This window comes from Isoalcanivorax indicus (genome assembly GCF_003259185.1).
Classification (GTDB): Bacteria; Pseudomonadota; Gammaproteobacteria; order Pseudomonadales; family Alcanivoracaceae; genus Isoalcanivorax; species Isoalcanivorax indicus.
In genome coordinates this window covers 133324-158578 of sequence record NZ_QGMP01000003.1, presented here as the reverse complement: position 1 = coordinate 158578, position 25255 = coordinate 133324, and the positions used below count along the sequence as shown (strand labels likewise).

At 62.9% G+C, this 25255-nt stretch carries 22 protein-coding genes; 11 read left to right on the top strand and 11 right to left on the bottom strand.

Annotated features, from left to right (window positions below):
• Nucleotides 1-11: 11 nt before the first annotated feature.
• A complete protein-coding gene (locus DKW65_RS14190) occupies nucleotides 12-728 on the top strand; it encodes a type 1 glutamine amidotransferase (RefSeq protein ID WP_111658076.1) in 717 nt (238 codons plus the stop codon).
• A 44-nt stretch (nucleotides 729-772) separates the two neighbouring features.
• Here the strand turns inward: DKW65_RS14190 and DKW65_RS14185 are convergent, their stop codons facing one another.
• Nucleotides 773-2446, bottom strand: coding sequence for a 2-isopropylmalate synthase (locus tag DKW65_RS14185; RefSeq protein ID WP_111658075.1), 1674 nt, complete (start codon nucleotides 2444-2446; stop codon nucleotides 773-775).
• Between the two features lie 298 nt (nucleotides 2447-2744).
• Between DKW65_RS14185 and DKW65_RS14180 the strand changes: the two genes are divergently transcribed.
• Nucleotides 2745-3239, top strand: a complete 495-nt coding sequence (locus DKW65_RS14180; protein WP_111658074.1) for an Lrp/AsnC family transcriptional regulator — start codon at nucleotides 2745-2747, stop codon at nucleotides 3237-3239.
• 120 nt (nucleotides 3240-3359) lie between these two features.
• Nucleotides 3360-4529 carry an alpha/beta fold hydrolase gene (locus DKW65_RS14175; protein WP_111658073.1) on the top strand — a complete coding sequence of 390 codons (1170 nt, stop codon included), beginning with the start codon at nucleotides 3360-3362 and terminating at the stop codon, nucleotides 4527-4529.
• 52 nt (nucleotides 4530-4581) lie between these two features.
• Here DKW65_RS14175 and DKW65_RS14170 read toward each other — a convergent pair whose 3' ends face one another.
• From DKW65_RS14170 to DKW65_RS14160, 3 genes are all read right to left on the bottom strand, one after another.
• Complete coding sequence (locus DKW65_RS14170) at nucleotides 4582-5016, bottom strand: hypothetical protein (protein WP_111658072.1); 435 nt, start codon at nucleotides 5014-5016, stop codon at nucleotides 4582-4584.
• A gap of 72 nt (nucleotides 5017-5088) precedes the next feature.
• Complete coding sequence (locus DKW65_RS14165) at nucleotides 5089-7140, bottom strand: metallophosphoesterase (protein WP_111658071.1); 2052 nt, start codon at nucleotides 7138-7140, stop codon at nucleotides 5089-5091.
• Nucleotides 7137-8816, bottom strand: a complete 1680-nt coding sequence (locus DKW65_RS14160) for an alkaline phosphatase D family protein (protein WP_111658070.1) — start codon at nucleotides 8814-8816, stop codon at nucleotides 7137-7139. The genes DKW65_RS14165 and DKW65_RS14160 overlap by 4 nt, the downstream gene beginning before the upstream one ends.
• A 93-nt stretch (nucleotides 8817-8909) precedes the next feature.
• Between DKW65_RS14160 and DKW65_RS14155 the strand changes: the two genes are divergently transcribed.
• The 3 genes from DKW65_RS14155 (at nucleotide 8910) to DKW65_RS14145 (ending at nucleotide 12394) form a co-directional block, all read left to right on the top strand.
• Nucleotides 8910-9290: a hypothetical protein gene (locus tag DKW65_RS14155; RefSeq protein ID WP_162925885.1), complete on the top strand. Its 381-nt coding sequence runs from the start codon at nucleotides 8910-8912 to the stop codon at nucleotides 9288-9290.
• A 286-nt stretch (nucleotides 9291-9576) separates the two neighbouring features.
• A complete protein-coding gene (gene roxB / locus DKW65_RS14150) occupies nucleotides 9577-11640 on the top strand; it encodes a rubber dioxygenase RoxB (RefSeq protein ID WP_245932528.1) in 2064 nt (687 codons plus the stop codon).
• Between the two features lie 79 nt (nucleotides 11641-11719).
• Nucleotides 11720-12394 carry an alpha/beta hydrolase gene (locus tag DKW65_RS14145; protein WP_111658068.1) on the top strand — a complete coding sequence of 225 codons (675 nt, stop codon included), beginning with the start codon at nucleotides 11720-11722 and terminating at the stop codon, nucleotides 12392-12394.
• Here DKW65_RS14145 and DKW65_RS14140 read toward each other — a convergent pair.
• The 4 genes from DKW65_RS14140 to DKW65_RS14125 are packed head-to-tail and all read right to left on the bottom strand — an operon-like array spanning nucleotide 12378 to nucleotide 16141.
• A complete protein-coding gene (locus tag DKW65_RS14140; protein ID WP_245932524.1) occupies nucleotides 12378-12896 on the bottom strand; it encodes a DUF411 domain-containing protein in 519 nt (172 codons plus the stop codon). The genes DKW65_RS14145 and DKW65_RS14140 overlap by 17 nt on opposite strands.
• Nucleotides 12897-12921: 25 nt before the next feature.
• Nucleotides 12922-14289: a multicopper oxidase family protein gene (locus DKW65_RS14135; RefSeq protein ID WP_111658067.1), complete on the bottom strand. Its 1368-nt coding sequence runs from the start codon at nucleotides 14287-14289 to the stop codon at nucleotides 12922-12924.
• Nucleotides 14289-15734, bottom strand: coding sequence for a TolC family protein (locus DKW65_RS14130; RefSeq protein WP_111658066.1), 1446 nt, complete (start codon nucleotides 15732-15734; stop codon nucleotides 14289-14291). The genes DKW65_RS14135 and DKW65_RS14130 overlap by 1 nt, the downstream gene beginning before the upstream one ends.
• Nucleotides 15735-15781: 47 nt before the next feature.
• Nucleotides 15782-16141, bottom strand: coding sequence for a hypothetical protein (locus tag DKW65_RS14125; protein WP_111658065.1), 360 nt, complete (start codon nucleotides 16139-16141; stop codon nucleotides 15782-15784).
• 102 nt (nucleotides 16142-16243) lie between these two features.
• Here DKW65_RS14125 and DKW65_RS14120 point away from each other — a divergent pair, with 102 nt between their 5' ends.
• On the top strand, nucleotides 16244-18520 hold the full coding sequence (locus DKW65_RS14120; protein WP_111658064.1) for a heavy metal translocating P-type ATPase: 2277 nt from the start codon (nucleotides 16244-16246) through the stop codon (nucleotides 18518-18520).
• Entirely contained in the window at nucleotides 18517-18924 is a 408-nt protein-coding gene (gene cueR, locus DKW65_RS14115; RefSeq protein ID WP_111658063.1) for a Cu(I)-responsive transcriptional regulator, read from the top strand. Before DKW65_RS14120 ends, cueR begins: the two co-directional genes overlap by 4 nt.
• On the opposite strand, the gene DKW65_RS14110 is transcribed toward cueR, so the two are convergent.
• Nucleotides 18906-20678 (bottom strand): SLC13 family permease, encoded by a 1773-nt coding sequence (locus DKW65_RS14110; RefSeq protein ID WP_245932523.1) that lies wholly within the window; start codon nucleotides 20676-20678, stop codon nucleotides 18906-18908. The two genes, cueR and DKW65_RS14110, sit on opposite strands and share 19 nt — an antisense overlap.
• A gap of 122 nt (nucleotides 20679-20800) precedes the next feature.
• Between DKW65_RS14110 and DKW65_RS14105 the strand changes: the two genes are divergently transcribed.
• A complete protein-coding gene (locus DKW65_RS14105; RefSeq protein ID WP_111658062.1) occupies nucleotides 20801-21268 on the top strand; it encodes a flavodoxin family protein in 468 nt (155 codons plus the stop codon).
• A gap of 197 nt (nucleotides 21269-21465) precedes the next feature.
• Complete coding sequence (locus DKW65_RS14100; RefSeq protein WP_162925884.1) at nucleotides 21466-22065, top strand: OmpA family protein; 600 nt, start codon at nucleotides 21466-21468, stop codon at nucleotides 22063-22065.
• A 6-nt stretch (nucleotides 22066-22071) separates the two neighbouring features.
• Here the strand turns inward: DKW65_RS14100 and DKW65_RS14095 are convergent, their stop codons facing one another.
• Nucleotides 22072-22845 (bottom strand): SDR family NAD(P)-dependent oxidoreductase, encoded by a 774-nt coding sequence (locus DKW65_RS14095; RefSeq protein ID WP_111658139.1) that lies wholly within the window; start codon nucleotides 22843-22845, stop codon nucleotides 22072-22074.
• Nucleotides 22846-23079: 234 nt separating this feature from the next.
• Between DKW65_RS14095 and DKW65_RS14090 the strand changes: the two genes are divergently transcribed.
• Nucleotides 23080-23871, top strand: a complete 792-nt coding sequence (locus DKW65_RS14090; protein WP_111658060.1) for a TraX family protein — start codon at nucleotides 23080-23082, stop codon at nucleotides 23869-23871.
• A gap of 7 nt (nucleotides 23872-23878) precedes the next feature.
• On the opposite strand, the gene DKW65_RS14085 is transcribed toward DKW65_RS14090, so the two are convergent.
• Complete coding sequence (locus DKW65_RS14085; RefSeq protein ID WP_111658059.1) at nucleotides 23879-25234, bottom strand: hypothetical protein; 1356 nt, start codon at nucleotides 25232-25234, stop codon at nucleotides 23879-23881.
• Between the last annotated feature and the right edge of the window lie 21 nt (nucleotides 25235-25255).

Here is a 25255-nt window from a genome sequence, read left to right as displayed (position 1 = left end):
AGACACCATCTATGCAGCGCGCCCTGATCATCAAGCACGTGCACTTCGAAGGCCCCGGCGCCATCGCCACCTGGCTGGACCGCCAGGGGATCACCTGGGAGGTGATCGAAGCTCGCCAGGTTACCCGTTGGCCCAGCCCCGATGACTTCGACTGGCTGTTCGTCATGGGCGGGCCAATGAGTGCCCGCGACGACGGCAAGCTGCCCTGGATGCGCGAGGAAAAGCGTCTGATCCGTCAGGCCATCGAGGCTGACCGCAAGGTGGTCGGCATCTGCCTCGGGGCGCAACTGATCGCCAGCGTGCTGGGTGCGGATATCCACCGCAACAGTGCCCCGGAAATCGGCTGGTTCACGATCACCCCGGCGCCGACTTGCCCGCCGGATATCGCCAGCATGTTCGCCGACTCACCGCCGGTGCTGCACTGGCACGGCGAAGGCTTCAGCTTGCCGAAGGGCGCGCGGCACCTGTTTTCCAGTGTCGCCTGTACACAGCAGGGCTTTCTGCTGGAAGACCGGGTGATGGGGCTGCAATGCCATCTGGAATGCGATATGGAGACGTTGAAAGGCCTGTGCGAGCACTGCGCTGACGAGATCGTGCCGGGCACCTGGGTGGACCCGCCGCACAAGCTGATGGTGTCAGAAGCGATTCTGGTGGCGACGCACCAGCGTCTGTATCGGCTGCTCAACCGGCTGGCCAACCCGCCCGGCGATAACCCGCCCGTGCCGTGATGGCCCTGAGGAAAAACGCCCCCGCGATGCGGGGGCGTTTTGTTTCAGGCGCTGGCACGCACCTCGGCGCTGCCCTGGCGATGCCCCACCGCCGACAACACGGCCTGCAAGGTGGCCGAGGTGGTGTCATCCGCCAGTGCCGCTGCACTGGCCGGTTCGTCATCAATCAGCACCCGGACACAGGCCATGGCGCTGGCCTGGGTGCCTTCGCTGAGGGCCATTTCATCAAAGCTTTCGACCGTGATACGGCGGCCGGTGCGCGCCATCAGCGCGGCGACCAGCGCATCGACCACGCCCTTGCCCTCGCCCTCCAGGCTTTCGGCCACGGCACTGGTGCCGATGCGCACCGAGGCCCGCACGACATCGCCTTCGCGATGCACATCGTAGCCTTGCAGCTCCCAGCCCTTGGGTGACGCCAGGTAGTGCTGTTCGAACAGGGCATGGATCGCAGCGCCGTCGATTTCACCCGCCTGTTCTTCCGCCTGACGCTGGACCACGCGGGAAAACTCGATCTGTAACCAGCGCGGCAAGGTGATGCCGTAATCGCGCTCCAGCACATGCAATACGCCACCCTTGCCGGACTGCGAGTTGATCCGCACCACTTCCTCGTAGCGACGCCCCAGATCGCGCGGGTCGATGGGCAGATACGCCACGTCCCATTTCTCGTCAGGCTGTTGCAACACCAGGCACTTGCGGATGGCGTCCTGATGGCTGCCGGAAAAGGCGGTGAACACCAGCTCGCCCGCATACGGATGACGGGGGTGCGTGCTGATCTCGGTGACCGCTTCCACCGTCTCGATGATCTCGCGCATGCCGGAGAAATCCACCTTCGGGTCGACGCCCTGGCTATACAGGTTCATGGCCATGGTGACCAGATCCATGTTGCCGGTGCGCTCGCCGTTGCCCATCAGGGTGCCTTCCACCCGATCCGCACCGGCCATCACCGCCAGCTCGGCGGCGGCCACGGCACAGCCCCGGTCGTTGTGGGTGTGCACGGAAATCTGCAGATGCTCGCGCTGGATAATGTGATCGTTCATGTGCTCGACCATGTCGGCAAACACATTCGGCGTGCTCACTTCCACCGTGGCCGGCAGGTTGATGATCACCGGCTGGCCCTTGGCAGGCTGCCAGACATTGACCACGGCGTTGACCACGTCGACCGCCACATCCAGTTCGGTGCCGGTGAAGCTCTCCGGCGAATACTGGAATACCCACTGGGTATCCGGCTGCTGTGCGGCATGGCGGGCGACACATTCGGCGCCGCGCACGGCGATGTCGCGGATGCCGGCAACGTCCATGCGGAACACTTTCTCGCGCTGGGTGCGCGAGGTGGAGTTATACAGATGCATCACTGCCCGCCGTGCGCCCTTGAGGGACTCGAACGAGCGGGCAATCAGTTCGTCGCGCGCCTGGGTCAGCACCTGGATAGTGACATCGGCGGGAATGCGGTCCTGCTCGATCAAGGCGCGAACAAAATCGAAATCCGGTTGTGAGGCGGCCGGGAAACCCACCTCGATTTCCTTGAAGCCCACTTTCACCAGCAGGTCGAACAGGCGCATCTTCTGGGCCACGGTCATTGGCTTGACCAGAGCCTGGTTGCCATCGCGCAGGTCCACGGCACACCAGTGCGGTGCGGTGCGGATGACCTGCTCCGGCCAGCGGCGCTGGGGACGCTGCACGGGGGTAAAGGGTTGGTACTTGCGATGATCGAACGCCATGTCGTACTCCTGAATTGCGCGGTTGCGCCCTGAACGTGTGTGGCCCGGGCCGGATGGGCGGGGGCTTTTCCCCGGCACCGGCCGCCTTGTGAGCGAAGGGGCCGGGGAAGCCGCCGGGCTTGTGGACCAGCGACAAGGCATAGTCTAGGCGCGTGGCCGAGCAATGGGTTTGCGGAATTGCCCTGGTTTACGCCGAAAAGGGCTATTTATTTCGCATATCATATAAACTACGATATATTTCACCCTTTCTGCTGCGCACCGCAACAGGATAATCCGGTGATCGACCTGTGGAGACCCCATGCCCGTTACTGCTCCGCACAAACTGGACCGCACTGACCGCCGCATCCTTCAGGCCCTGCAGGAGGATGGCGGCCTGACCAATCTCGAGCTTGCCGAACGCGTGGGGCTGTCGCCTTCGCCCTGTTCGCGGCGAGTCCAGAAGCTGGAGGAAGCCGGCGTGCTGCTGAACCGGGTGACCCTGCTGAACCAGAAAGCGCTGGGACTGGACCTGACGGCCATCATCCAGATCAGCATGGACCGGCACACGCCGGAACGCTTCGAGCGCTTCGAGCAGACCGTGGCCAGTTTCGAGGAGGTGCAGCAGTGCTACCTGGTCACCGGCCAGGACGCCGACTACCTGCTCAAGGTGGTGGTACCGGACATGGACGCCTATCAGCAGTTCCTGCTGGGCAAGATTACCCGTATCGAGGGCGTGACCGGGGTGCACTCCAGTTTCGTGATGCGCAAGGTGATCGATTCCACCGCCCTGCCGCTGGGCTATCTGCCAGAGTGAATGCCTCCAGCGCACAGCCAGGATTGACCCGGGCGCCCCGGCCAATGGCCTGACCCGACGGGCCGCTACACTGCCGCCCGATTCCAGGGTCCCCGGCTATTGATCAACAGGAGTGCTTCCATGCTGTCTTCCCTGCGTCGCCGCTACGACAATGCGCGCGACTGGCTGCGACGCCCCAAGGATCTGATCCAGGCCAACCGCACGCCGTTCGAGGTCATCCACGAACAGGACATTATTCGCCTGCGCTATTACCCGCCGCTCACCAGCGAACACATCACGGTGGACGGTCACGAGATGCCGGTAAGCCGGACCCGGCAGCAGGTGCCGCTGGTGCTGGTCACGCCGCTGGCCGCCAACACCTTGTTGTACGACCTGTTTGAAGAACGCAGTCTGGTGCGCTACCTGCGCGCCCGGGGCTTCGAGGTCTACCTGATTGACTGGGGGCGGCCGGGCCGTCGCCACGATCACTGGTCGCTGGAGCACTATTTCGCGGAACACCTGCCCGTCTTGCTGGACAAGGTGCGCGCCCACAGCGGTGAGCGCCGTCTGGCACTGCATGGCTGGAGTTTCGGCGCCCTGTTCAGCTACGCCTACACCGCGCTGGGTGAGGACCCCGATATCGCCGCGCTGGCATTGGTCGGCGCCCCCGGCGACTACCATGCCAACGGCGCGCTGGGCGTGCAGTACCGGCGCCTGTCACAGCAGCTGCGCTGGCTCAAGCGGCGCACCGGGCGCCATGTACACCAGTTGCCCGCGCCCCTGCTGCGCTCGCCGGGCTGGGTCAATGCACTGAGTTTCAAGCTGATTACGCCGGTATCGACGCTGAAGGGGTATCTGGATCTGTGGCGCCGTCTGGAGGATCGCGATTACGTCAGCAGCCACGCCACCAACGCGGCGTTCCTCGACGACATGTACGCGTACCCCGGCGCCGTCATTCAGGACATCGTGCGCCATCTGTGGACCGACAACTGCGTGGCCCGCGGACGCCTGCCGATGCGTCATCCGCGCGGCAACCTGTCTGCGGTGACCGTGCCGACCCTGCTGGTCACCGGGCGTCAGGACACCATCGTGACACGGGAATGCAGCCTGGCACTGCGCGTGCAGATGCCGTTGGCGCCGATCACGCATCACGAGGTGAGCGGTGGCCATATGGGTATTCTCGGGGGCAGCCAGGCGCCGCGTGACAACTGGCCGGTGGTGGCGGACTGGTTGATCCGTCAGTGCCGTGACGCACGCGTTGACCCGCGCATTGAAGAGGATGCTGCGCCGCCAGCGCGCCAGGCGTCCTGAACAGAGCGGCCTGAACAGACCCGCCCCGACACGCCCGGCGCCCTGCCGGGCATCAGGAGGCCGCGTCTTCCTCCGCGTCCTGCTCGGCCGCACGCTGTGCTGCGGCCACTTTTTCAGCTTCCGCATCGCGCAACGCCTTGATGCGCTGCTCGGCCATGCGGTTGGCCACGATGATCACGATGGCGGCCACAAAGGGTATCGCGCCCATCAGCGCGACCAGGCCCAACACCGCCATACCGATGCCCCAGATCGCGCCCCGCACCATGAACATCATCATGCCCATGAACACCAGCGAGGACATCGCCGAGGCGAAATAGGCGAGCATCAGTGACTGGAACAACTGCTGATGCGCCTCCAGATCCAGCGGCAACCAACCCAGCGCCGCAGCGCCCAGGAACAGGCCTATCAGGATCGCCACCACGAACATGATCAGCATCATGCGACGACGCAACTCGATGACGCGTATCACGCGCTCATTTTCATTCATTACCGCTCTCCAACCAGAAAGGCCTCACCATCGCGCGAGGCCTTTGCATGATACATGCCAGCTGTGGCGAGGTCAGCCGCGACCGAATAACCCCGCCAGCAGATTGGTGATCGGCGACAGCAGTTCAAGGATGCTTCCCACCGGAGACAGCACATACTGATCCAGGTGAAACGCCACTTCGCGCGTGACGGACAACAGCCCCGCCGACAGGAATTGCCCTGGCAACACGGCCACATCACCGGCGTCTTCCGAGAACATATCCAGCAACAACACATCCCTGACGATGGTATCCAGGGTGGCCTGAAGGTGCCCCACCAGCGCCGCCACCGCTGCACTGGAATCCAGATGCACCACATCAGCCACAGCGATCGCCGCCCCCTGGGCCACAGTACCCAGTACCTTGGTGATGCCTGCAAGCACGGGCACCTCGGCCGTCTGGGTACCAACCCCTTCGAGAATATTCTCGATATTGCGCGAGAGTTGCAGCAGCGGGCCCGCAATCAGCACCAGATCATCACGCGCACTGCTGCCCTCACGGTCCATACCCCCCACCCCGGCGGCCAGCGCGTCAAAGGCCGCGCCCAGTTGATCGAATGGCGCGGGCAACGCAGACGTGTCTATCCCGCTGAGCACATTGGCCGCCTCGATCACCGACAACAGGCTTTGCTCCGCCGCATCCTCGTCATCACCGCCCAGCAGGGCCGCCACACTGTCCAGGCTGTTGAACAACACATCCAGGCCACCGATCAACGCCGAGATGGTTTCCTGATGCGGGCCGTCGGGCAGCTCCGTCGCCGCGAGATTCAGGCCGGAGGTCAAGGCTGACTGGAAGGCCTGCAACGGGCCGCTGAATGCCGGATCAAAGCCCGTGCTGTCGCCCGCCAGTTCCTTGAGAGCCGGACCGACGAAAGGCACGGAAGAAAAACGATTCGGTGCTTGCAGGCCCGCCAGCGGCTGCTGGTCGTAGCAGTGACGATAGGCCGGTTGCAGCTGACCTTCGGCCACCACCCCCAGGCCGTTTTCCTGATCCGGATCCACGATATAGGCTTCCGTGCAAAGACGTGCCGGCAAGCCCCGGAGCGGGTCAGCGTCGACCGCCTCCATCCAGAAAAAGCCGTACACATCCCCCACCTGGAACCACGCCGGGTTACGCTCCGTATCGGTCAGCCCACGGGTCTTGCCCGCTGCGCCGCTGACAATGAATTCCGTGCGCCCGCAACGCTCTACGGCTTTCAGCTGTTGCAAATCATGATCATGCCCGGCCATGTAGAAATCGGCCTTGTCACAGATCGCCTCTTCCAGAAAATCCCGCCAGCGTTGGCCGGCCAGCACGGGCAAGAGCGCCCCGGGAATGCCGTCATAGTTGCCCGCGTTGCCATGCAGCCCGTTGGAGAGATACGGGTGATGCGCCATGGCGACCCGGAAGGTGGCCTGCGACTGACGAACGGATTCTTTTGCCCAGGACAACTGCAGCAGCCCATAGCGCTGGTAGGAATAATTGTAGTTGGCATCGGCGAAGCCGCCGGCGATCTGGTTCGAATCCAGCCCGAAGAATTCGATCAGCGGTTCCCCGGCGGCGTTTTCACCCCAACTGAAGCGATAGTAACGATCCGGCATCTGCCAACGGTCTGTCATACGGTCGGTGCGGAAGTGGTAATCCACCTGAAACTCACCGCGCGCATTACCGGCGCCATCACCACCGATAAAGCCGGTATTGTCATGATTGCCCAGCACCATGTAGAAGGGCAGCTCGACCGGCGCAAACGGCAGCTCGAATTTCTCCTCGAACTGCGGATCGTAAACGTGCGACACCCCGGACTCGTAAATATTGTCGCCAAACCCCAGCACAAATTCACAACCGGGATGACCGCTGCTGTCGAGCGCAGCCTTGCGCTCACACACATCGGCCATGGCGCGCGCCACGGCATAATGCTGCGGCGAACCGGTGCCCGAGTCGCCCATGGCAATGAAACGCACCCGTGCCGGGCCGTCGCCCGTTGGCGGCTGCACGCCTGGCGGCGGCGTGCTTCCCGGCGGCGCAGAGCCACCGCCCACTGAAGAATCCCCACCGCACGCGGCAAGGCCCAGCGACAACAACAATGTCAAAGGCAGCACTTTGCTCATACGGTTTGCTCCGGCGTATCAGGATGAAAGAGCGCCGTGCGCAACGTGCGCGGACGCGACAGGATCGGATCGCGGATCAGGCGACTGCTGCCGCTGTCCACCTTCATGGCCTTGGTGCGGCCATGATCCAGCTGACCGCGCAGATCAAAGTCATTGATGCTGCGCACGTAATACCACTCGGCCTGGGCGCGCTGCCGGTTGACATCCATAAGAATGAAGCCGCGCGACTTGCCTTCAAAATAGCGAATATGCGGATTGACCAGGGGCAGCAATGTGCCTGCCAGTTCCGACAGCCCCTCCGGGAATCCTGGCGAGGTCACCGACGGCGTAATGAATTCTGCCGCCAGCGGCTGGGCAAACAGCTCTCCGGTAATCGGCACCGGGTTCCGGTACACCTCGTTGGCCCAGGAGCTGTGAATATCGCCGGTCAGGATCACCACGTTGTCGATATTGTGGTCACGAATATGATTGAGAATGCGCAGCCGTTCGGCGGCATAGCCGTCCCACTGATCCATGTTGATGGCCAGCAGGTTGCCCCGCAGTTCCGGCACGCGCGGGTCAACACTGGGAATTTCGGCAATATTGATCTGCGCAAACATCACCTGCTGGCCGATGACACGCCAGCGCGCCTGCGACTGCTGCAAGCCGTCCAGCAGCCAGCCGGACTGCGCCTCACTGATCATCCTTCTACTGCTGCTATTGCGCGCCGGGTCAAAAGGCAGGTCCAGCGGCTCGTCGCGGCCCTCGAGCCGAGTATCCAGCATGAACAGATCGAGCAGATCACCAAACCGGAAATCCCGCCAGATACGCTCGATATTCCCCGGCGACTGTTCGCGAATCGGCAACCACTCGAAGTACGCCTGCTGCGAGGCGCGTTTGCGTGTTGGCCAATCGCCTTCGGTATTGGGCTGGTGATTCTCAGCGCCTCCCGTCCAGCTGTCGTTGGCACTTTCGTGATCGTCCCAGACGCAGATCATCGGAAATTGCTGATGCACCCGCTGAAGGTCGATGTCTGCGCGATACTGGGCATAGCGTTCGCGATAATCCGCAAGGCTGATGATCTCACGCGGCGGCAACGGGTCCCGATCCGGGAAGTTGCCATACTCACCCGGACCATACTCGTAAATGTAATCGCCGAGATGCAGCACAAAATCCAGATCACTCTGCTCGGCCACCGCACGGTATACCGAGAACAACCCGAAGGCGTGATTGGAGCAGGACACCACCGCGAAGCGTGCCCGGTCGACAAAGCGCCCGGCCGCAGGGAAGGTGCGTGTACGCCCCACCGGAGAACGCGCCCCGCCCGCTGAAAACTGATAGTAATACCAGCGGTCCTGTTGCAGCCCTGTGGCGTCTACCTTGACGCAGTAATCCTGCGCTGCCCGCGCCTGCCCGACGTAGGTCGCCACCACCTGACTCAACCCGGCATCACGCGCCACCGTGACCGTGACCGGAATCACTGCCGGGGTCTCACCGTTGGTGGGTATGACACGGCTCCATAACATCACCCGGTCAGCAAGCGGATCGCCAGAGGCGACACCGTGAGTAAACGCAACCCCGTCACCGCCACGTGGAGCACCCGGCTCCGCCACCGAACTGCTGCCACCGCACCCCGCCACGGCAGTGGCGGACACTGCCGCAATCCCCTTGAGCACAAGGCGCCGGTCAACGCTCATGATATGTCCTTCCCCGAAGATGGTTTCTGTGCGCTATGCTATGCCCATACACTTGGGACGAACGTATCAATCACGTTACTTTGGGTAGCAGCAATGAAAACTAACGTACGCTTCTTAGCGGTTACATTAGTCATCCTGATGACCGCGGCATGTCAGAAAAATGAACCGGACTGGAATGCGCTGGCCTACAACGCCCTGACACAACAGGGGGAGGCGAGACACAGCGTCATTGCCCATATCGATCAGTGTCGGGGCAGGATACAGAGCGACAACGCCACAGTCAGATGCCAGCTTCATGTGGAAATGCTGACCAGCAGAAAAACTCTTGAATCCCGGCTGGGTGATGCGAGCGAAAGCATTACTGTTGCCGAAATGACGCACCGGTTTGGCGATTTCGAACAAGGTGATATGAAAACTGTCTCAGCAACTCTGGCGTTCCGGCTCATCGACGGCGCATGGCAATTTCAGCCGTAGCAGTAGCCGCATGAAATGTGACTCAGCGCACCCGGCTACAATAAGCAAACAAAACTTTTTTTATTTAGTATAAAAGGACGCATTGTGTGCCGGTCGGGCCATATTCGAATCGGCCTGCGCACAAGCATTCTCCCGAGCTGTCCCGCCATGACATGAACTGTCCCCGGCAAACAATAACATCCTCCCTGATTCCGCCATTCAGAATCATCCATTCCAGAGGCTGCATTTGCCTTTCCTGAAGGGCGGGCCTAGCTTCAGCATGCTCGGCTATAAGGAGAAGAAGAACATGTTGCGCTATCTGATTGCCCTGGGCCTGGCGTGCGCGTCAATGCTCGCCTACGCTCAACCGTACTCTGATATTCCGTCATACGACGGCGACGATGATCTGTTGGGCAGTTTTCATGGCGGCTCTCGACTCTGGGCTTTCTGTCAACAGGACGCGTTACCGGACAGCACGCCGCTGCCCACTGATCCTCGCATGCTGCTGCAACCCGGCGTTAACGACGGCTTGGCCGTACACTTCAATACCTTCTGGAAAGACTGCCATGTTGATCCGGTGGCCGTACAGGAACGGGGCCAGCCCGAAACATGCGGTGAGCTGCGCGAGCGCGTACAGGCAGGCCGCGAGCTCCTGCGCACTGGCGGCGAGAAGGTAGGCGCCCTGTTCGCCGGCACCAAGCCCATGTCACTGGAGTCCGGGTTCGGAATTTCGACTTTCACCGCCAGTCAGTACAACCAGCTCTGGCGCATCTGGGGCGGCTTCATGCTACGCCCGGACAACTTTGATGAACTGGTCGCACAGCGCTATGGCTCCGGTTTCAAACAGGCACGCAATCCTTACCCGTTACCCTTCGAAGACCCGAATCGGACCGACGGTGGCTCGGGGCAGTTGCCCGAAATGTTTACCCAGTTGCGGGACGACGACGGTAGCTGGACCGGACGCATCGGTATTACCTGTCATGCCTGCCACAGCGGCGTAATCGGCACGCCGGAGGATGGCGAGGGCTTGGGTCTGACTTTTGGCAGCGGCAGTTCTCTGGCCGATCTGAACCTGTTTCTCCGTGACATGCTGCCGCTTGGATATCCGGCGTCGGCGGCCACGCTGCTCAACCTGAATCGTACACGGGGCACCAACAATGCCAGCCTCATCAATATGGCATTCCTGTTCCCCGACCAGGGATACCTGACACCTTCAGAAGTGCTGGGTCTCGTCACATCCGGCTCCACTGCCGGGATGGATACGCCCGCCTGGTGGAACATGGGACACCGCCCCGCCAAGTTCGTTGACGGCGTATTCCCCATGGATGCACCACGCGTCGATATGGTTTTCTACACGCCGTTTGCGGGTCTTTTCGGTTCCATTGGCGGCCCTGTCAGCGAAGCCGGAAAACGCTGGATGCGCGAGCATGGCCCTGATCTGAACAGCTATGTCGAGACCCTCAAATCGCCGCCCTATCCCTTCGATGTCGATGAGCAGCTGGCGCACGAGGGCGCCGAACTCTTTCATACTCTTGATATGTGGTCAGAAGAACGCCAGAACACTCTGCCACGCCCAGAGGGCAACGGCAGTTGCGCCAGCTGCCACGGCGCCTATTCCCGCCGTTACACTCAAGACCCCGGGTTCCTTGAGTCACCGGACATGGAGGGATTGGCCGGTTACATCGTGCCACTGGACATCATTGGCACGTCGCCCGTGCGGGCAATGACCAACAACGAGGCCGTTCAGACTGCTGGCGCGAAAAACTTCTTTGGCTACCCTCCAACGTTCGGTACAGATCAGGACTGCGGCCCACAGAACCGCGAGGCGCTACGCGGAGACCGGGAGCTGGGTTATCTGGCCCCACCGCTTTACGGCATCTGGGCAACGGCGCCCTATTTACATAACGGCTCCGTTCCTGACCTGTGGAGTCTACTCAAGCCGGAAGATCGCCCACCGCTATGGCGCCGGGTTTCCACACCGCCACGCAGCGATCAGCGCCATCGCGTGGTGATGGGTTTCGACACGGATCTCCAGCGCGCTTTCGATCAGGACAGAGTGGGTTGGCGCTACGACGCCATCGAGTGTCGCCGTCGCACCTGGTGGAGCCCAACGATATCCCCCTATATCAATTGTGATCCGCGAGATGATCATCAGGACCCGCTGTTCCAGCGTGTTGTCGCCGGGCTCTACAGCAATCTCGCCCTGGCGTGGAACATTTTGTTCCCACCGATTCTGACCAATGAACAGATGGAAGAACGCAAGATCTACAACACCCACATGTATGGCCAGAGCAACCATGGCCACGAGTTCAACAGCGTGCTGAGCGACAATGAGCGCCTGGCCATCATCGAGTACCTGAAGACCCTGTAGACTGAATGGCGGGGAGGGCTACGTCCCGCCATTGAGCATGCTACACTGCCACGCCTTGTCATCGCCTCGGGCCTGTGTAATGAACTATCTACCCTGCGTGGAGATAAACCCGGACCTCCGCGACGCCGACGCAACCGTCATCTGGCTGCATGGCCTGGGTGCCAACGGTCACGACTTTGAGCCCATCGTGCCGGAGCTGCAGTTGCCCGACTCGCTGGCCGTGCGTTTCGTCTTTCCGCACGCGCCGGAAATCCCGGTCACCATCAACGGCGGCATGCGCATGCCCGCCTGGTACGACATCAAGGCGATGGATCTGGAGCGGGTCGTGGACGAAGCGCAGTTGCTGGAATCCGCGCGTCGCACCACAGATCTGATCGAGCGGGAAATCGCACGCGGCATCGACAGCCGCCGCATTATCGTGGCCGGTTTTTCACAAGGCGGCGCGGTGGCCTACCACGCTGCCCTCACGTTTGAAAAACCCCTGGCAGGCCTGATGGCGTTATCCACCTATCTGGCCACGCCGGACATCACGCGCCCCAGCGACGCCAACCGGCGCTTGCCGGTGCGCATCTATCACGGCAGCGCCGACCCCATGGTGCCCATGATGCTGGGCGAGCGCGCCGCCGTGCAGTTGCGGGAAATGGGGCTGGAGCCCTCGTGGCAAAGCTACCCCATGGGGCACGAAGTCTGCCTGCCACAGATTCGCGACATCGCCGGGTTTATCGGCCGTTGCCTGATCACGGATAGCGATTGAACACCTGGGTCTCACCGTCGGCATCGAATAGCAGCACGGCGTAGTCATCCACGCGCCCGTCCATCTCCATGCCCGGCGAACCCACTGGCATGCCCGGCACGGCAAGGCCACGGGCAAACGGCTGCTCTGTCAGCAGCCGCTTGATATCGGCGGCCGGCACATGACCTTCGATGATGTAGCCTTCAACCATGGCCGTATGGCAGGACGCCATGTCCGGCGGCAAGCCCAGGCGGTACTTGATCATCGGCACGTTGTGCCGCAGCAGGGTCTGCACCGTAAAGCCATTTTCTTCCAGATGCGCAACCCAGTCGCCGCAACAGCCGCAGGTGGGACTTTGCCACACGGTGATCGCAGGCAACGACTCCTCTGCCGACTCGGGCGCTGGAGCGTCGCCGCGCGGCGCCAGGAACCAGCCTGCCGTACCAAGGATCAGCATGACCACCAGCACCATGAAAATCAGCATGGCGACACCTTGCTGATGTGTTTGTTTGGTCTTCAACATGACAACAACTCCTGAGCAGTAAACGCTAGTGGTGAGAGTGGTCGCGGCGAGGCACCGGTAACGGTGGTGTCTGGGCCCCCGCAAGCTTGCCACGACGCGGTGGCGAACCGAATGCGGGGTCGCTGCTTATCTTGCGCGCCACGGTACCTTCCGGATGCCGGTACCAGCCGGGGTCGGCAAAATCACCCGGCGACAGATCGTCCCGAACCTTGATCAACGTGAACATGCCGCCCATGCCGATATTCCCGAAAGGGCCCTGCCCCATCATCATCGCCAGCGTGTTGTCCGGGCCTTTCATGTGACCGCTGTCGGTGTGCGCCTGGTGTTCCGCCATGCCATGCTTTCCCATCGCCATATAGTCTGGCAGCAGGGTCCTGATCTGTGCTTCAAGATCGGACTGCCGCACACCCAGCGTGTTGGGAATATCATGCCCCATGGGATTCATCACGTGATGTGACATGTGGCAATGGAACGCCCAGTCGCCCGGCACCGCTTCGAACTCGAAGTCACGAGCCTGGCCCACCGCCACAATTTCCGTCGCTTCCCGGCGCCAGAGATTGCGCGGCCAGCGCCCCCCGTCGCCACCCGTCACCTCGAACTTGACCCCATGCACATGCATCGGATGATTCCACATGGACAGGTTGCCGATACGCAGACGCACGCGCTCACCTGTCCTGGCCACCAGCGAATCAATGGCCGGGAACACTTTCGAGTTCATGCTCCACAAATCGAAGTCCTGCATCACCGAGGGATCGGGTCGAGAGGTGTCAGGATGCAACGCCCAGTTATGCAACAGGATGGCGTAGTCACGATCCACCGGCACCTGTTCACCCGCCTTCGGGTGAATGATGAACATGCCCATCATGCCCATGGCCATCTGCACCATTTCATCCGCATGCGGGTGGTACATGTGCGTGCCGTGCTGCTGCAGGGTGAACTCGTAAACAAAGGTCTCGCCCGGTTGAATCGGCGGCTGGGTGACACCGCTGACACCGTCCATGCCGGACGGCAGGATCAGTCCGTGCCAGTGCACCGAGGTGTATTCCGGCAGCCGGTTGGTCACGAATATACGCACCCGGTCGCCTTCCACGGCCTCGATCGTCGGCCCGGGTGTGGTGCCGTTATAACCCCAGCAGCGGGCCTTCGAGCCGGGCGCAAATTCGTGCTCGATCTCTTCGGCGACCAGGTGAAATTCCTTGACGCCGTTGTTCATTCGATAGGGCAGCGTCCAGCCGTTGGGCGTGTGTACCGGCATATAACCCTGTTCATGACGTCGTCCGGAGGTCGCTTCGCCGTGGTTATGATGCTCATGCCCGGCATCGGCCAGGGCGCGGGTCAGTGCCGCAGCAGGCAGCAGGGCGCCCGCCGCCAGCATGAAATCTCTGCGCTTCATCAGTGATGCCCTCCATGATGATGGTGGCGATGGTGTTCGTGGTGTTCGTGGTGTTCGTGGTGTTCGTGGTACTCATGCGCGGCCGCCTCGGCGTCGTGCTCCAGCACGGAGGTGTCCAGTAACGGCAGCGCATCAATATCAAAGCGCTCGCCGCCGGTCGCCAGCACCAAGCGGGCATGCAGTTGCCAGTAATCGCCCAGCGCCTGCACCTGTTCCTGCCAGGCGTAAAGCTCATCCTGCTTCGCCGCCAGCAGATCAAACACCCCGTCAAACATGAAGTTGACCCGCTCCTGTCGACGCGCCACCACATCGGCCTTGGCCGGCAACAGGGCTTCTTCGCGAAGACTGATTTCAGAACCCAGTATCGCCAGCACATCATGCAGACGACGCACGTCGTGTAGCGCCGCCTGACGATACTGTTCGCGGGTCAGTTGCCACTGGTCACGCTGTGCCTGGGCAGACCGCAGTGCCCCCTGGTTGCGATGGAACAACGGCAGACCGAAAGACAGGGTCGGCCCGGTCAGCCGGGTGCTATCGGCTTCCCGTTCATGGCGCACCCCCACACTGACCTCCCCCAGCCAGCGGTAACGATGGACCAGCTCGACATTCTCCGTCAGCCAGGTCTCGTCCTTGTCCAGCGCCCGCAGATCCGGCCTGGTTTCCAGGGCGCGCGACATCAACACCTCCGCCGGGGGCAGTTCGCGCGGCGGCCTGGGCAGCGCCGTCGGCACAGACCAGTCGTCGTCCGGCGCGTCCAGCAGAGCCGCCAGCTCCGCGCGTCGCTGGGCGCGTTCGCGCTCAGCGGCGAGCAATGCCAGGCGCGCATGCGCCGCCTCGCTCTGCAACTGTGCCAGGGTCAGGCCGCTGATATTGCCCGCTTCGCGAAAGCGCTGGCCCAGTTCTGCCGACAGCGTGGCCGCACGGGTCACCAGAGTCTGCACCGCCAACGACTGTTCTGCCGCCACCAGCGCAAACCAGGCGCTCTCGGTATCGGCGACCAACTGATGCAGCGCCGCCACCGCGCGCTGTTGCTCACTGTCGTAGCGGGCGCTCGCCATGCGCCGCTGTGCCGGACGCATCAGCAACGCAGACAGGTTTTGTGCGAGGCCGAATCCACTTTCATGGCCGCCGCCTTCGGCACGCAACCAGGAGAATGACAGGGTGGGGTTTTGCCACTCACTGGCCGCAACGATCTCGGCGTGGGTGATATCCAGGCGCTGATATTCACGTCGCGCCCGGGGGTGGTGCGTCAGCGCCCGCCACAGCGCCTGATCCAGTTCGATCTCGCCCTGCAGGCGGTCATGCGCTGCAGCGTCGGTGTTCAGGCCCGACGCCTGCAAGGCTTCATCGATGCGCGCAGGCGCATCGTCCGGCGGCGTGCTTGCGCAGGCCGCCAATAACGGCAGCAGGCACACCAGCCGCCATGGGGGGGTAAGGGTCAACACGGTGCTTCTCCCTGATGAATCACGTCAATAAACGAACAGATGCCAGGTCAGGCGATGACGTGTGCGGGAGGTCTCAGCAATGGCAGGGTGTGAGCAGGGCTGGCCGGTTGCCCGGCGGCAAGGCTGAATTGTGCCGGTGTGGCAGGCAGCCATTGCCAGGTGGGGGTGATCAGTGCACTGGCCGTGCTGCACAGGCTCAGGCAGAGCAGGTCGCAGTCACTGCCATGCTGAGGCGGCAGGTCAGCGGCGGGCTGCGGAGCATCCTGATGATGGCCGCCACGGTGCGTGTCCTGCGCGATTTCCGGGTCGGTCATGGCCACAGTATGCTGCGGACAGCCGCCATCCCCCAGCGCGGTCAGCGGCAGGGTCAGCAGGCACAGCAACGTCACGGCCAGACATTTCCACATGCCGTCAGCATAGCAGCACTTCCTTGTGCTGGCACCGGCTTGACCTTGTCATGATGTCAGGGTTCAGCGTTATGCTGACCTGAATCAAGCGGAGTGCGCATCATGACGGAGCACACGGTAGACCTCGACATCAGTGGCATGACCTGTGGCGGTTGCGTGGGCCGCGTGGAGCGGGCGCTTTCCGGTGTGCAGGGCGTCCGTGACAGCGCCGTCAACCTGGCCACCGGGCGCGCCCGGGTGACGCTGGCCAGCGACACGGACCTCGCCAGCCTGCAAGCCGCCGTGGCCGAGGCGGGCTATAAGGCGACGCCGGTGGAAGACACTGGCCCGGGCGTATCCCGGGCGCAGCAGGCCCGGGATGAAGACGCCACCGCGCTGCGCCGCAGCCTGTGGTTTGCGGCCCTGCTCACCCTGCCGGTGTTCATCCTGGAAATGGGCAGCCATCTGTTTCCGCCCATGCATCACTGGGTCATGCACAACGTCGGGCTGCGCAACAGCCAGTTGCTCCAGGCCCTGTTGACCACGCTGGTGCTGTTCGGGCCCGGGCTGCGCTTTTTTCGTCTGGGGGTCCCGGCCCTGTTGCGGGCCGCGCCGGACATGAATTCACTCGTGGCGCTGGGCACCTCGGCCGCCTGGGGCTACTCGATGGTGGCCACCTTTGCGCCACACTGGTTACCCGAAGACACCGCGCATATCTACTTCGAAGCCGCGGCTGTGATCGTCACGCTGATTCTGCTCGGGCGTTATCTGGAGGCCCGCGCCCGGGGCCGCACCAGCGCGGCCATCCGTCACCTGATGCAACTGCAACCGGACACCGTGCGGGTGCGGCGTGACGACCGGGACCAGGATATTCCGCTGGCCGAGGTGCAAACCGGTGACCTGGTCATCGTGCGTCCGGGCGAGCGCATCGCGGTGGACGGTGTGGTGGTGGAAGGCCGCTCTTTCGTGGATGAATCCATGATCACCGGCGAGCCTGTCGCGGTACAACGGAGCAGCGGCGACCCGGTCACCGGCGGCACCGTGAACGAGCGCGGCAGCCTGGTCTTCCGGGCCGAAAAGGTCGGCGCGGATACCGTGCTCGCCGGTATCGTGCGCATGGTGGAGGCCGCGCAAGGCAGCAAGCTGCCGATTCAGGCACTGGTGGACAAGGTGACCCTGTGGTTTGTACCCGCCGTGATGGTCGCCGCCGCCTTGACCTTCCTGGTCTGGGTGTTCGCCGGCCCGGCCCCGGCGCTGACCTTCGCGCTGGTCAATGCGGTGGCGGTGCTGATCATTGCCTGCCCTTGTGCCATGGGGCTGGCCACACCCACCTCCATCATGGTCGGCACCGGACGCGCCGCCGAGCTCGGCATCCTGTTCCGCCACGGCCAGGCCTTGCAGGCGCTGCGCGACACGGATGTGGTGGCCTTCGACAAGACCGGCACCCTGACGGACGGGGCGCCGCACATGACCGATTTCATTGTGGTCGCCGGCCAGGATCGGGACACCCTGCTGGCGCAGGTCGCTGCCGCCGAGCGTCCCTCGGAGCATCCTCTTGCCCAGGCGCTGGTGCAGGCCGCCCGCGACGCGGGACTGGATCTGCCCGCTGCATGGGACTTCGACGCCACGCCCGGTTGCGGCGTCAGCGCGACGGTGAACGGGCAGCAGATCAGGATCGGCAACGGCACCTGGCTGACGCAGCAGGGCATTGACCTGTCTGCTCTGGAGGCGGACGCGGCGGCGCTGTCAGCGCAGGCGCGCTCGCCGTTGTTCGTGGCCATCGACCAGCAGGCCGTCGCCGTCTGCGCGGTGGCCGATGCCCTGAAGCCGGATGCCGCCGACGCGATTCAGTTGCTGCACCGCATGGGGGTGAAGACCGTCATGATCACCGGCGACCGGCGCGCTACTGCAGAGGCCATCGCCGCACAGGCGGGTATCGACGAGGTAATTGCCGAGGTACTGCCGGACGGCAAGGTCGAGGCACTGGAAAGGCTGCGCCGCCACGGCCAGCGCGTCACCTTTGTCGGTGACGGCATCAATGATGCACCGGCCCTGGCCGCCGCCGATGTCGGTATCGCGCTGGGCACCGGCACCGACATCGCCATCGAGAGCGCCGATACCGTGCTCATGTCGGCACACGTCATGGGCGTGCCGCGCGCCATCGCTCTGTCGCGTGCCACGCTGCGCAATATCCGGCAGAACCTGTTCTGGGCATTTGCCTACAACACGGCCCTGATTCCGGTGGCGGCCGGGCTGCTGTATCCGGCCTTCGGCATTCTGCTGTCGCCGGTGTTTGCCGCGGGCGCCATGGCGCTGTCCAGCCTCTTTGTACTGGGCAATGCCTTGCGCTTGCGGCGCTACCGACTGCCCGCGCGGTTACTGCAGGAGACCACGGCATGAATATTGGCGAAGCGGCCCACGCCTCCGGCGTCAGTGCACGCATGATTCGTTACTATGAAAAAGCAGGGTTGATCGACGCACCGCCGCGCACCGAAAGCGGCTACCGTCACTACCGCGCACAGGACGTGCACATGCTGCGTTTTATCGCGCGCGGCCGTGCATTGGGGTTCTCCATGGAACAACTGCGCACCCTCACCGACCTGTGGCGCAACGATCAACGCAGCAGTGCCGACGTCAAGGCACTGGCGCAGTCACATGTTCGCGATCTGACGCGGCGCATCGCTGATTTGCAGGCGATGGTGGATACGCTCAGCACCCTGGCCCACCAGTGCCACGGTGATGAGCGCCCCGACTGCCCGATTCTGGACGCGCTGGAGAGCGACACTCAGAGCGGCCAGAAATAACTGATGGCGGGTACGGCCACCAGTATCACGACGATTTCCAAAGGCAGCCCCATGCGCCAGTAATCGCCAAAACGATACCCACCCGGCCCCATGACCAGCGTGTTCGACTGGTGCCCGATGGGGGTCAGAAAAGCGCAGGAGGCCCCGATCGCAACCGCCATCAGGAACGCATCAGGATTCACACCAAGCTGTTGCGATACGCCGTAGGCAATGGGCGCCATGATCAGGGCCGTGGCGGCGTTGTTCACCAGATCCGAGAGGAACATGGTGGCCACCAGTACCAGCGTGAGAATCCAGATCGGTGACAATGCCCCGGTAAGCTGAACAATACTGCCTGCCACCAGATCCGTGGTGCCGGTGGCTTGCAGGGCCTGTCCCACTGACATCATGCCGCCCAGCAACACCAGCACCGGCCAGTCGATATCGCGGTACATCTCGCGCACAGGCAGCAAGCCGATCAGCACATACACCACCACGGCCGCCAGCAAGGCGATGGCCAGCGGCAGTAGCGTGGCGCCCAGCACCAGCGCGCCGGCAAAGACCAGCAACCCGGTGATCGCGCGCATGGGCCGGTTGACCTTGATATCCCGCTCTGCCAACGGCAACAGACCGAGATCCCCGATACTGTCGTCAATGCTGTCGGGTTCGCCCTGCAGCAACAGTACATCACCGGCACGGAACGTCTGATCGCGCAGCCGCGAGCGAATCGATGCCCCCTCCCGCGCCATGGCCACCAGACTGACTGTTTGCCCGGTGCGGCGGCGCAGGTAGGCACTGTCGCGCCCTTCCAGCACCGAGCGCGGTGGCACCGTTGCTTCCACCAGACGCAGATCCTCGGCCTTGATGTTCTCCAGCCCGCTGAGCTTGCTCGCCACCAGTTCCAGCCCGGCCTTGTCCAGCAGGGGCCGCAGGGCTTCCGGGTCAGTGCGCACAATCAACAGGTCGCCTTCCTCCAGCACGCGCCAGGGGTGCGGATGCAGATACTGGTTCTTCCCTCGCACCAGCCCGACCGCCATGGCGTCATCGGAAAACACCTCTGGCAAATCGCCCACACGCTCACCGATCAGCGGGCTTGCTTCCATCACCCGGAGTTCGCAGATGTAACTGTCAATTTCGACGTGACTGCTGTCGCGCGCGCCGACACCCCGCGGCAGGAAACGCCAGCCCACCAGCGTCAGAAAAGCGATACCGACCACCGCCACCAGGCCACCCACCGGCGTGAAATCAAACATGGTGAACGCCTGGCCGGTGACGTCCGCGCGATAGGTCGCGATGATGATGTTCGGGGGCGTGCCGATCAGCGTGGCCAGGCCGCCCAGGATCGAGCCGAACGCCAGCGGCATCAGCAGCAGCCCGGGGGAGCGCTCGCGTTTGCGTGCCGAGGCCAGCGCCACCGGCAGCATCAGGGCCAGGGCGCCAACGTTATTCATGAACGCCGAGGCGAAACCGACCACCAGGCACAGCAGCCCGATATGGGCGTAGCGTGGCCCGGTCAACGGCATGACACGCGCCGTCAGCAGATCCACAGTGCCGGCATTGCTGAGTGCGCGTGAAATCGTGAGCACCGCCGCCACGGTGATGACCGCCGGATGGCCAAACCCGGCCAGGGCATCGTCCGCATTCACCCAGCCGGCCATGACCACCGCCAACATGCCGATCAGCGCCACCACGTCGTAACGCCAGCGCCCCCAGGCAAACAACACCAGAATCGCCAGCAACAGGGCCAACATGCCAATCTGGGCGGTCGTCATCATCCATGCTCTTGTTCAGGTGGTGCGACAAGCATGACGCCCCACGGCGCAGCGGTCGAGATAACAGGCCAATCAATTTACACTGTGAAACTGATCGCACGTCATGTACCGCGGGAGCACAGCGCATGTCATCCAAACAACTGCTGGTGGTCGCCCATGCCCCTTCCCCCAACACCCGCAAGCTGGTGGAGGCGGTGCTGCGCGGCGCCCGCCATGAAGACATCAGCGGTGTCGAAACCCGATGGATCGCACCGCTGGACGCCGGCCCCGACGATGTTCGCCGCTGTGACGGCATCATTCTGGGCACCACCGAAAATCTCGGCTACATGAGCGGCGCACTGAAAGACTTCTTCGATCGCAGCTACTATCCCGTGCTGGAAGAAAAGCAGGGGCTGCCCTGCGCCGTGTATATTCGCGCCGGCCACGATGGCACCGGCACACAACGCGCCCTGGAGAGCATCCTGACCGGCCTGCGCTGGAAGCTGGTGCAGGACATCGTGGTGTGTCGCGGCGACTGGCAGGAAAACTTTACAGAAGTATGTCAGGAACTGGGGCTGTACATGGCTGCGGGCCTGGAAGCAGGCATTTTCTGACGCCCGTCCCTCACTTACAAAACCCACCGGAAATATAGCCGTTTTTTACACTTTGGGTGCGCAGATGGCGGCATCATGAGAGAGCCTTGCAGGCAATGGGCGGCAGCATGCCGTCGGGACCCGGGAGCTCTTCACGCCGCGCTGCGGATGCACGTTCGTGCTTGTGTTCCCATCACTTATGCAGACGGAGTTCTGGTATGAAACGGATGCTTCCTATCATCGTATTGGCCGCCGCTGGGGCTGCCCAGGCCCAGACCGCTTACTGGGTCGACAGTAACAACGAACTGGTGCGCGATGGCTATGGCAATTGTGTGCGCACCGGCACCTGGAGCGAAAGCCAGGCCATCGCCGAGTGCGACCCTGATCTGGTCAGAGCCGAAACCCCTCGCGCTGAACCCGCACCGCCGCCGCGCCCGGCTGCGCCAGCGCCGCGTTTACATCAGGTGACCCTGGCGTCCGGCACGACCTTCGCCGTGGGCAGTGCCACACTGAACGACGACGGCAAACGCGAACTGGATGTGCTGGTGGAACAGCTCAAGGCACCCGGCACCAACGTGACGGCCATCACCGTGGAAGGCCATACCGACAGCACCGGTGGCGAAGCGCTGAACCAGCGCCTGTCTGAACAGCGCGCTCAGTCCGTGAAGGATTACATGGTCGAGAAAGGCGTTGACGCCGAGTTGATCACGACGGTTGGCCACGGCCAGTCCAAGCCCATCGCGGACAACAACACGACACAGGGCCGCGCCCAGAACCGTCGTGTCGAGATCAACGTGGACGGCACCGTACGACGCTGATCCAGGTCACATCGCCGCGCCCATTCCACCGTCGATGCGGAACTGGGCGCCGGTGATGAACCGGCTTTCGTCTGACGCCAGAAACAGCACCATGCTGGCCACGTCCAGGGATTCGCCGTAACGCCCCAGCGGTATTTTCTGCTCAAACAGGGCCTTCGCCTGTTCCGCCTGCCCCGGATCAAAGCCTTCCTCCAGCGAACGCATCATGCGGGTATTGATCGGCGACGGGTGCACGGAGTTGACCCGCACCTGCGCCACGGCCGCTTCCAGCGCGGCGGACTTCGTCATACCCACCACCGCATGTTTGGAGGTCACGTAAGGCGCTACACCCGGGCTGCCGGACAGCCCCGCCACCGACGACATATTGATGATGCTGCCGGAGCGCGCCTTCATCATTTCGGCCAGCACAAACTTCATACCCAGAAACGCGCCACGCACATTGACCGCCATCACGCGGTCAAAATCCGCTATCGACTGCTCGATCAGCGGCGCCACCCGCCCTTCAATACCGGCATTGTTGAAGAACACATCCGGCTTGCCGAAATGATCCAGCGTACTTTGCACGTAATGCTGAACCTCTTCCTCGCGGCTGACATCCGCCGCCACGGTCAGCAGGGTGTCACCACCGCCCAGTTCTACCGCTGCCTGATCCAGCGCGTCCTGGTCTATATCCACCAGCACCACCAGCGCGCCCTCATCCAGAAACAGCCTTGCCGTCTCCTTGCCAATACCACCGGATCCTCCGGTGATGATGGTCACCTTGTCCTGTAAGCGTTTCATGTCCGTCACCTCCATTGCGCCACGTTACTGTCATCCTCGCGCAGCCGGTACGGCCAGGCATTGCGCCAGATCAAGAAGCGGCCCTGCGCTCTTTTCCGCATTTTTACGTTCCCCCGGAGGCCGTGTGGTGGCGGGCCGGGCGGATGTTGGCAGGCCCGGCAAGGCCGGGCGCAGCCGGAACCCGTGCAGCAGGCCTTGGTCCATGCTGCTGTCAGGAATGCAGGGAGAGAGTGGATGCATCAGGAACAGGCCCTCCGGCAAGCGCGCCCGGTGTCGCACTGGACCGGCTGGGGACAGTGGCTGGCGCTGCTGACCATGACCATTGATCACATGAGTCGCCATGTGCTGCCCGCCGACCATGGGCTGGAATGGACTCAGGTGACGCTGGGCCGTATCGCCTTCCCGTTGTTTGCGGCCATGGTGGCCTGGCATGGCCTGTTCAATACCCGCGACCCGATGCGTTATGCGCGTCGCATCCTGATCATCGGTCTCGCGGCACAGATTCCGTTCATGCTCATGCCACGGGCATCGGATGCGCTGCTGCTGAACGTCTGTTTTACCCTGTCACTGGGCCTGATGTGGGGGGCCTGGTTGCGCACCCTGCTGGCCCGCTACCGCGATGACCAACTGGCGCCGGTTGCGCTGCTCCTGGCCGTTGCCGGGTCAACGCTGGCCATGTTCCTGGCCGGCCAATGGGTTGAGTACGGCCTCTACGGTCTGATGCTGATTCCGTTGATGATGCTGGCCCTGTACCAGTTGCATAACGCGGCCAGCGATCCGGGCGGTCGCGCCCTGGCGCTGCTGAGTACCCTGCCGGTGCTGTTTGCGGCCGGGCAACTGAATGTCTCGGACATTGCCAAGGGGTTTACGGTGGCCACCTGCGTGCTGGTGTTGCTGCTGGCCGCTGGCGCGGCGCGACGCGTACCGCCGGTGGCATGGGTGATGCCACGCAAGCTGTGGCTGAGCTGGTACCCCGGCCACTTTGCGTTGATCGCGGTATGGCTGTGGTTCGTGGGTGGTCTCTGATCTGACCTCAACGCTTGACCAGCATTTTTTTAGCGTCACACGCCACCACGCCGCGCCCGGACAAGGTGAGGCGCCAGCGCTGGGCCGCCTGTTGGTCGCCAGTGGCGTCCCGCCTCACCAGCAACAGATTGAAGAAGTGATGCTTCTCGATGGTGTGCTGCTGAATGCTTTCCGGTGTCGGCGGAAAAGTATCACTGACCAACAGATGATCCCGGGCATCGTTGATCATCTCGCTCAGGGCATGGCAATCCAGGCCAAGACTTTCCTGCACCTGATCATCCGCCATGGCCTCTTCATCCAGCGTGGTTTCCACGCGATAACAGACCACCTGACGCTCTTCGCTGATGTACCACTTGCCACGGTTTTCCCGTACCAGTTCAGGCAGTTCCGACAGCTTCTTGTAATCCATCCAGACACGCTGGCGCCCCATGGATTTACTGGTATAGGGCCGCAGCAGACTGATGCGCCACTTGGGGCGGCCACGGCGCAGCCGCCGCGTCACCGCCTTGATCAAGTCCTCACGCAGAATGTCACGCAGCGCATAGATGAAGGCGATCATCAGCAGCAAGGCCAGCGTCAGTTCGTGGGTAGACTCGCGCGTGCGGAAAATCAGCAGGGTAAACAGGCTCATCACCAGCATGGTGGTCGCCGCTTTCACCAGCTTCTGCGTGCCGGTGCCCAGCTCCGTCACGCGCGGCCGCAGCAGCACGGGGTACTCGATCAGCTTGCTGTAAAGGCGCATGCGGTTCCACACCTTGACCGGGTCCCCTTCATACTCCGGTTCGTACTTGTTGGCTGATCGTCGAGTGCGCTCCTCCGCGAGAAAATCAAGCACCGGCTGACGCGCCTCGGGTTCGAGGGCCGCCCACCCTGGCAAGGTCATGGCACGCAGGAACCACTGCTCCGCATACCAGGAAAAGTACACATCCAGATGGCGGAAATAACGATCCTTCTTTTCATCGTCCAGATGCGACGCACGCAGCCGCTGGGCGAAGCGTTCCGTTTGCCGCATGGCGCGTTCCAGCGCGCTGGCCAGCTCTTCCTGGTCATCCAGCCGCACCCGCAAACGGTCCATGGAGGCCTTGTAACTGGCAAACCAGGTGCCGAACGTCACTTCATAATAGGGCGACAACAGCGACGCCGAAGGGTCTTTCGCTGTCGCCCGGTCACGGGCCGGTTGGCCCACCAGACGAAAACGATGGCTGAGGCTGGCATGAAAGAACTGCTGCTCGGGCAAGGTCTGTTCCGTCAGATCCAGATCGTGCGGCACAAACAGGTACATCTCCACCTGATGCGGCCCCGGCTCCTTGAGGATCCGCGTGAAGCGAATCCGGAAGTCCCCTTCACGTCTCAGAATGAACATGGCATCACCAGTCCCTCAACG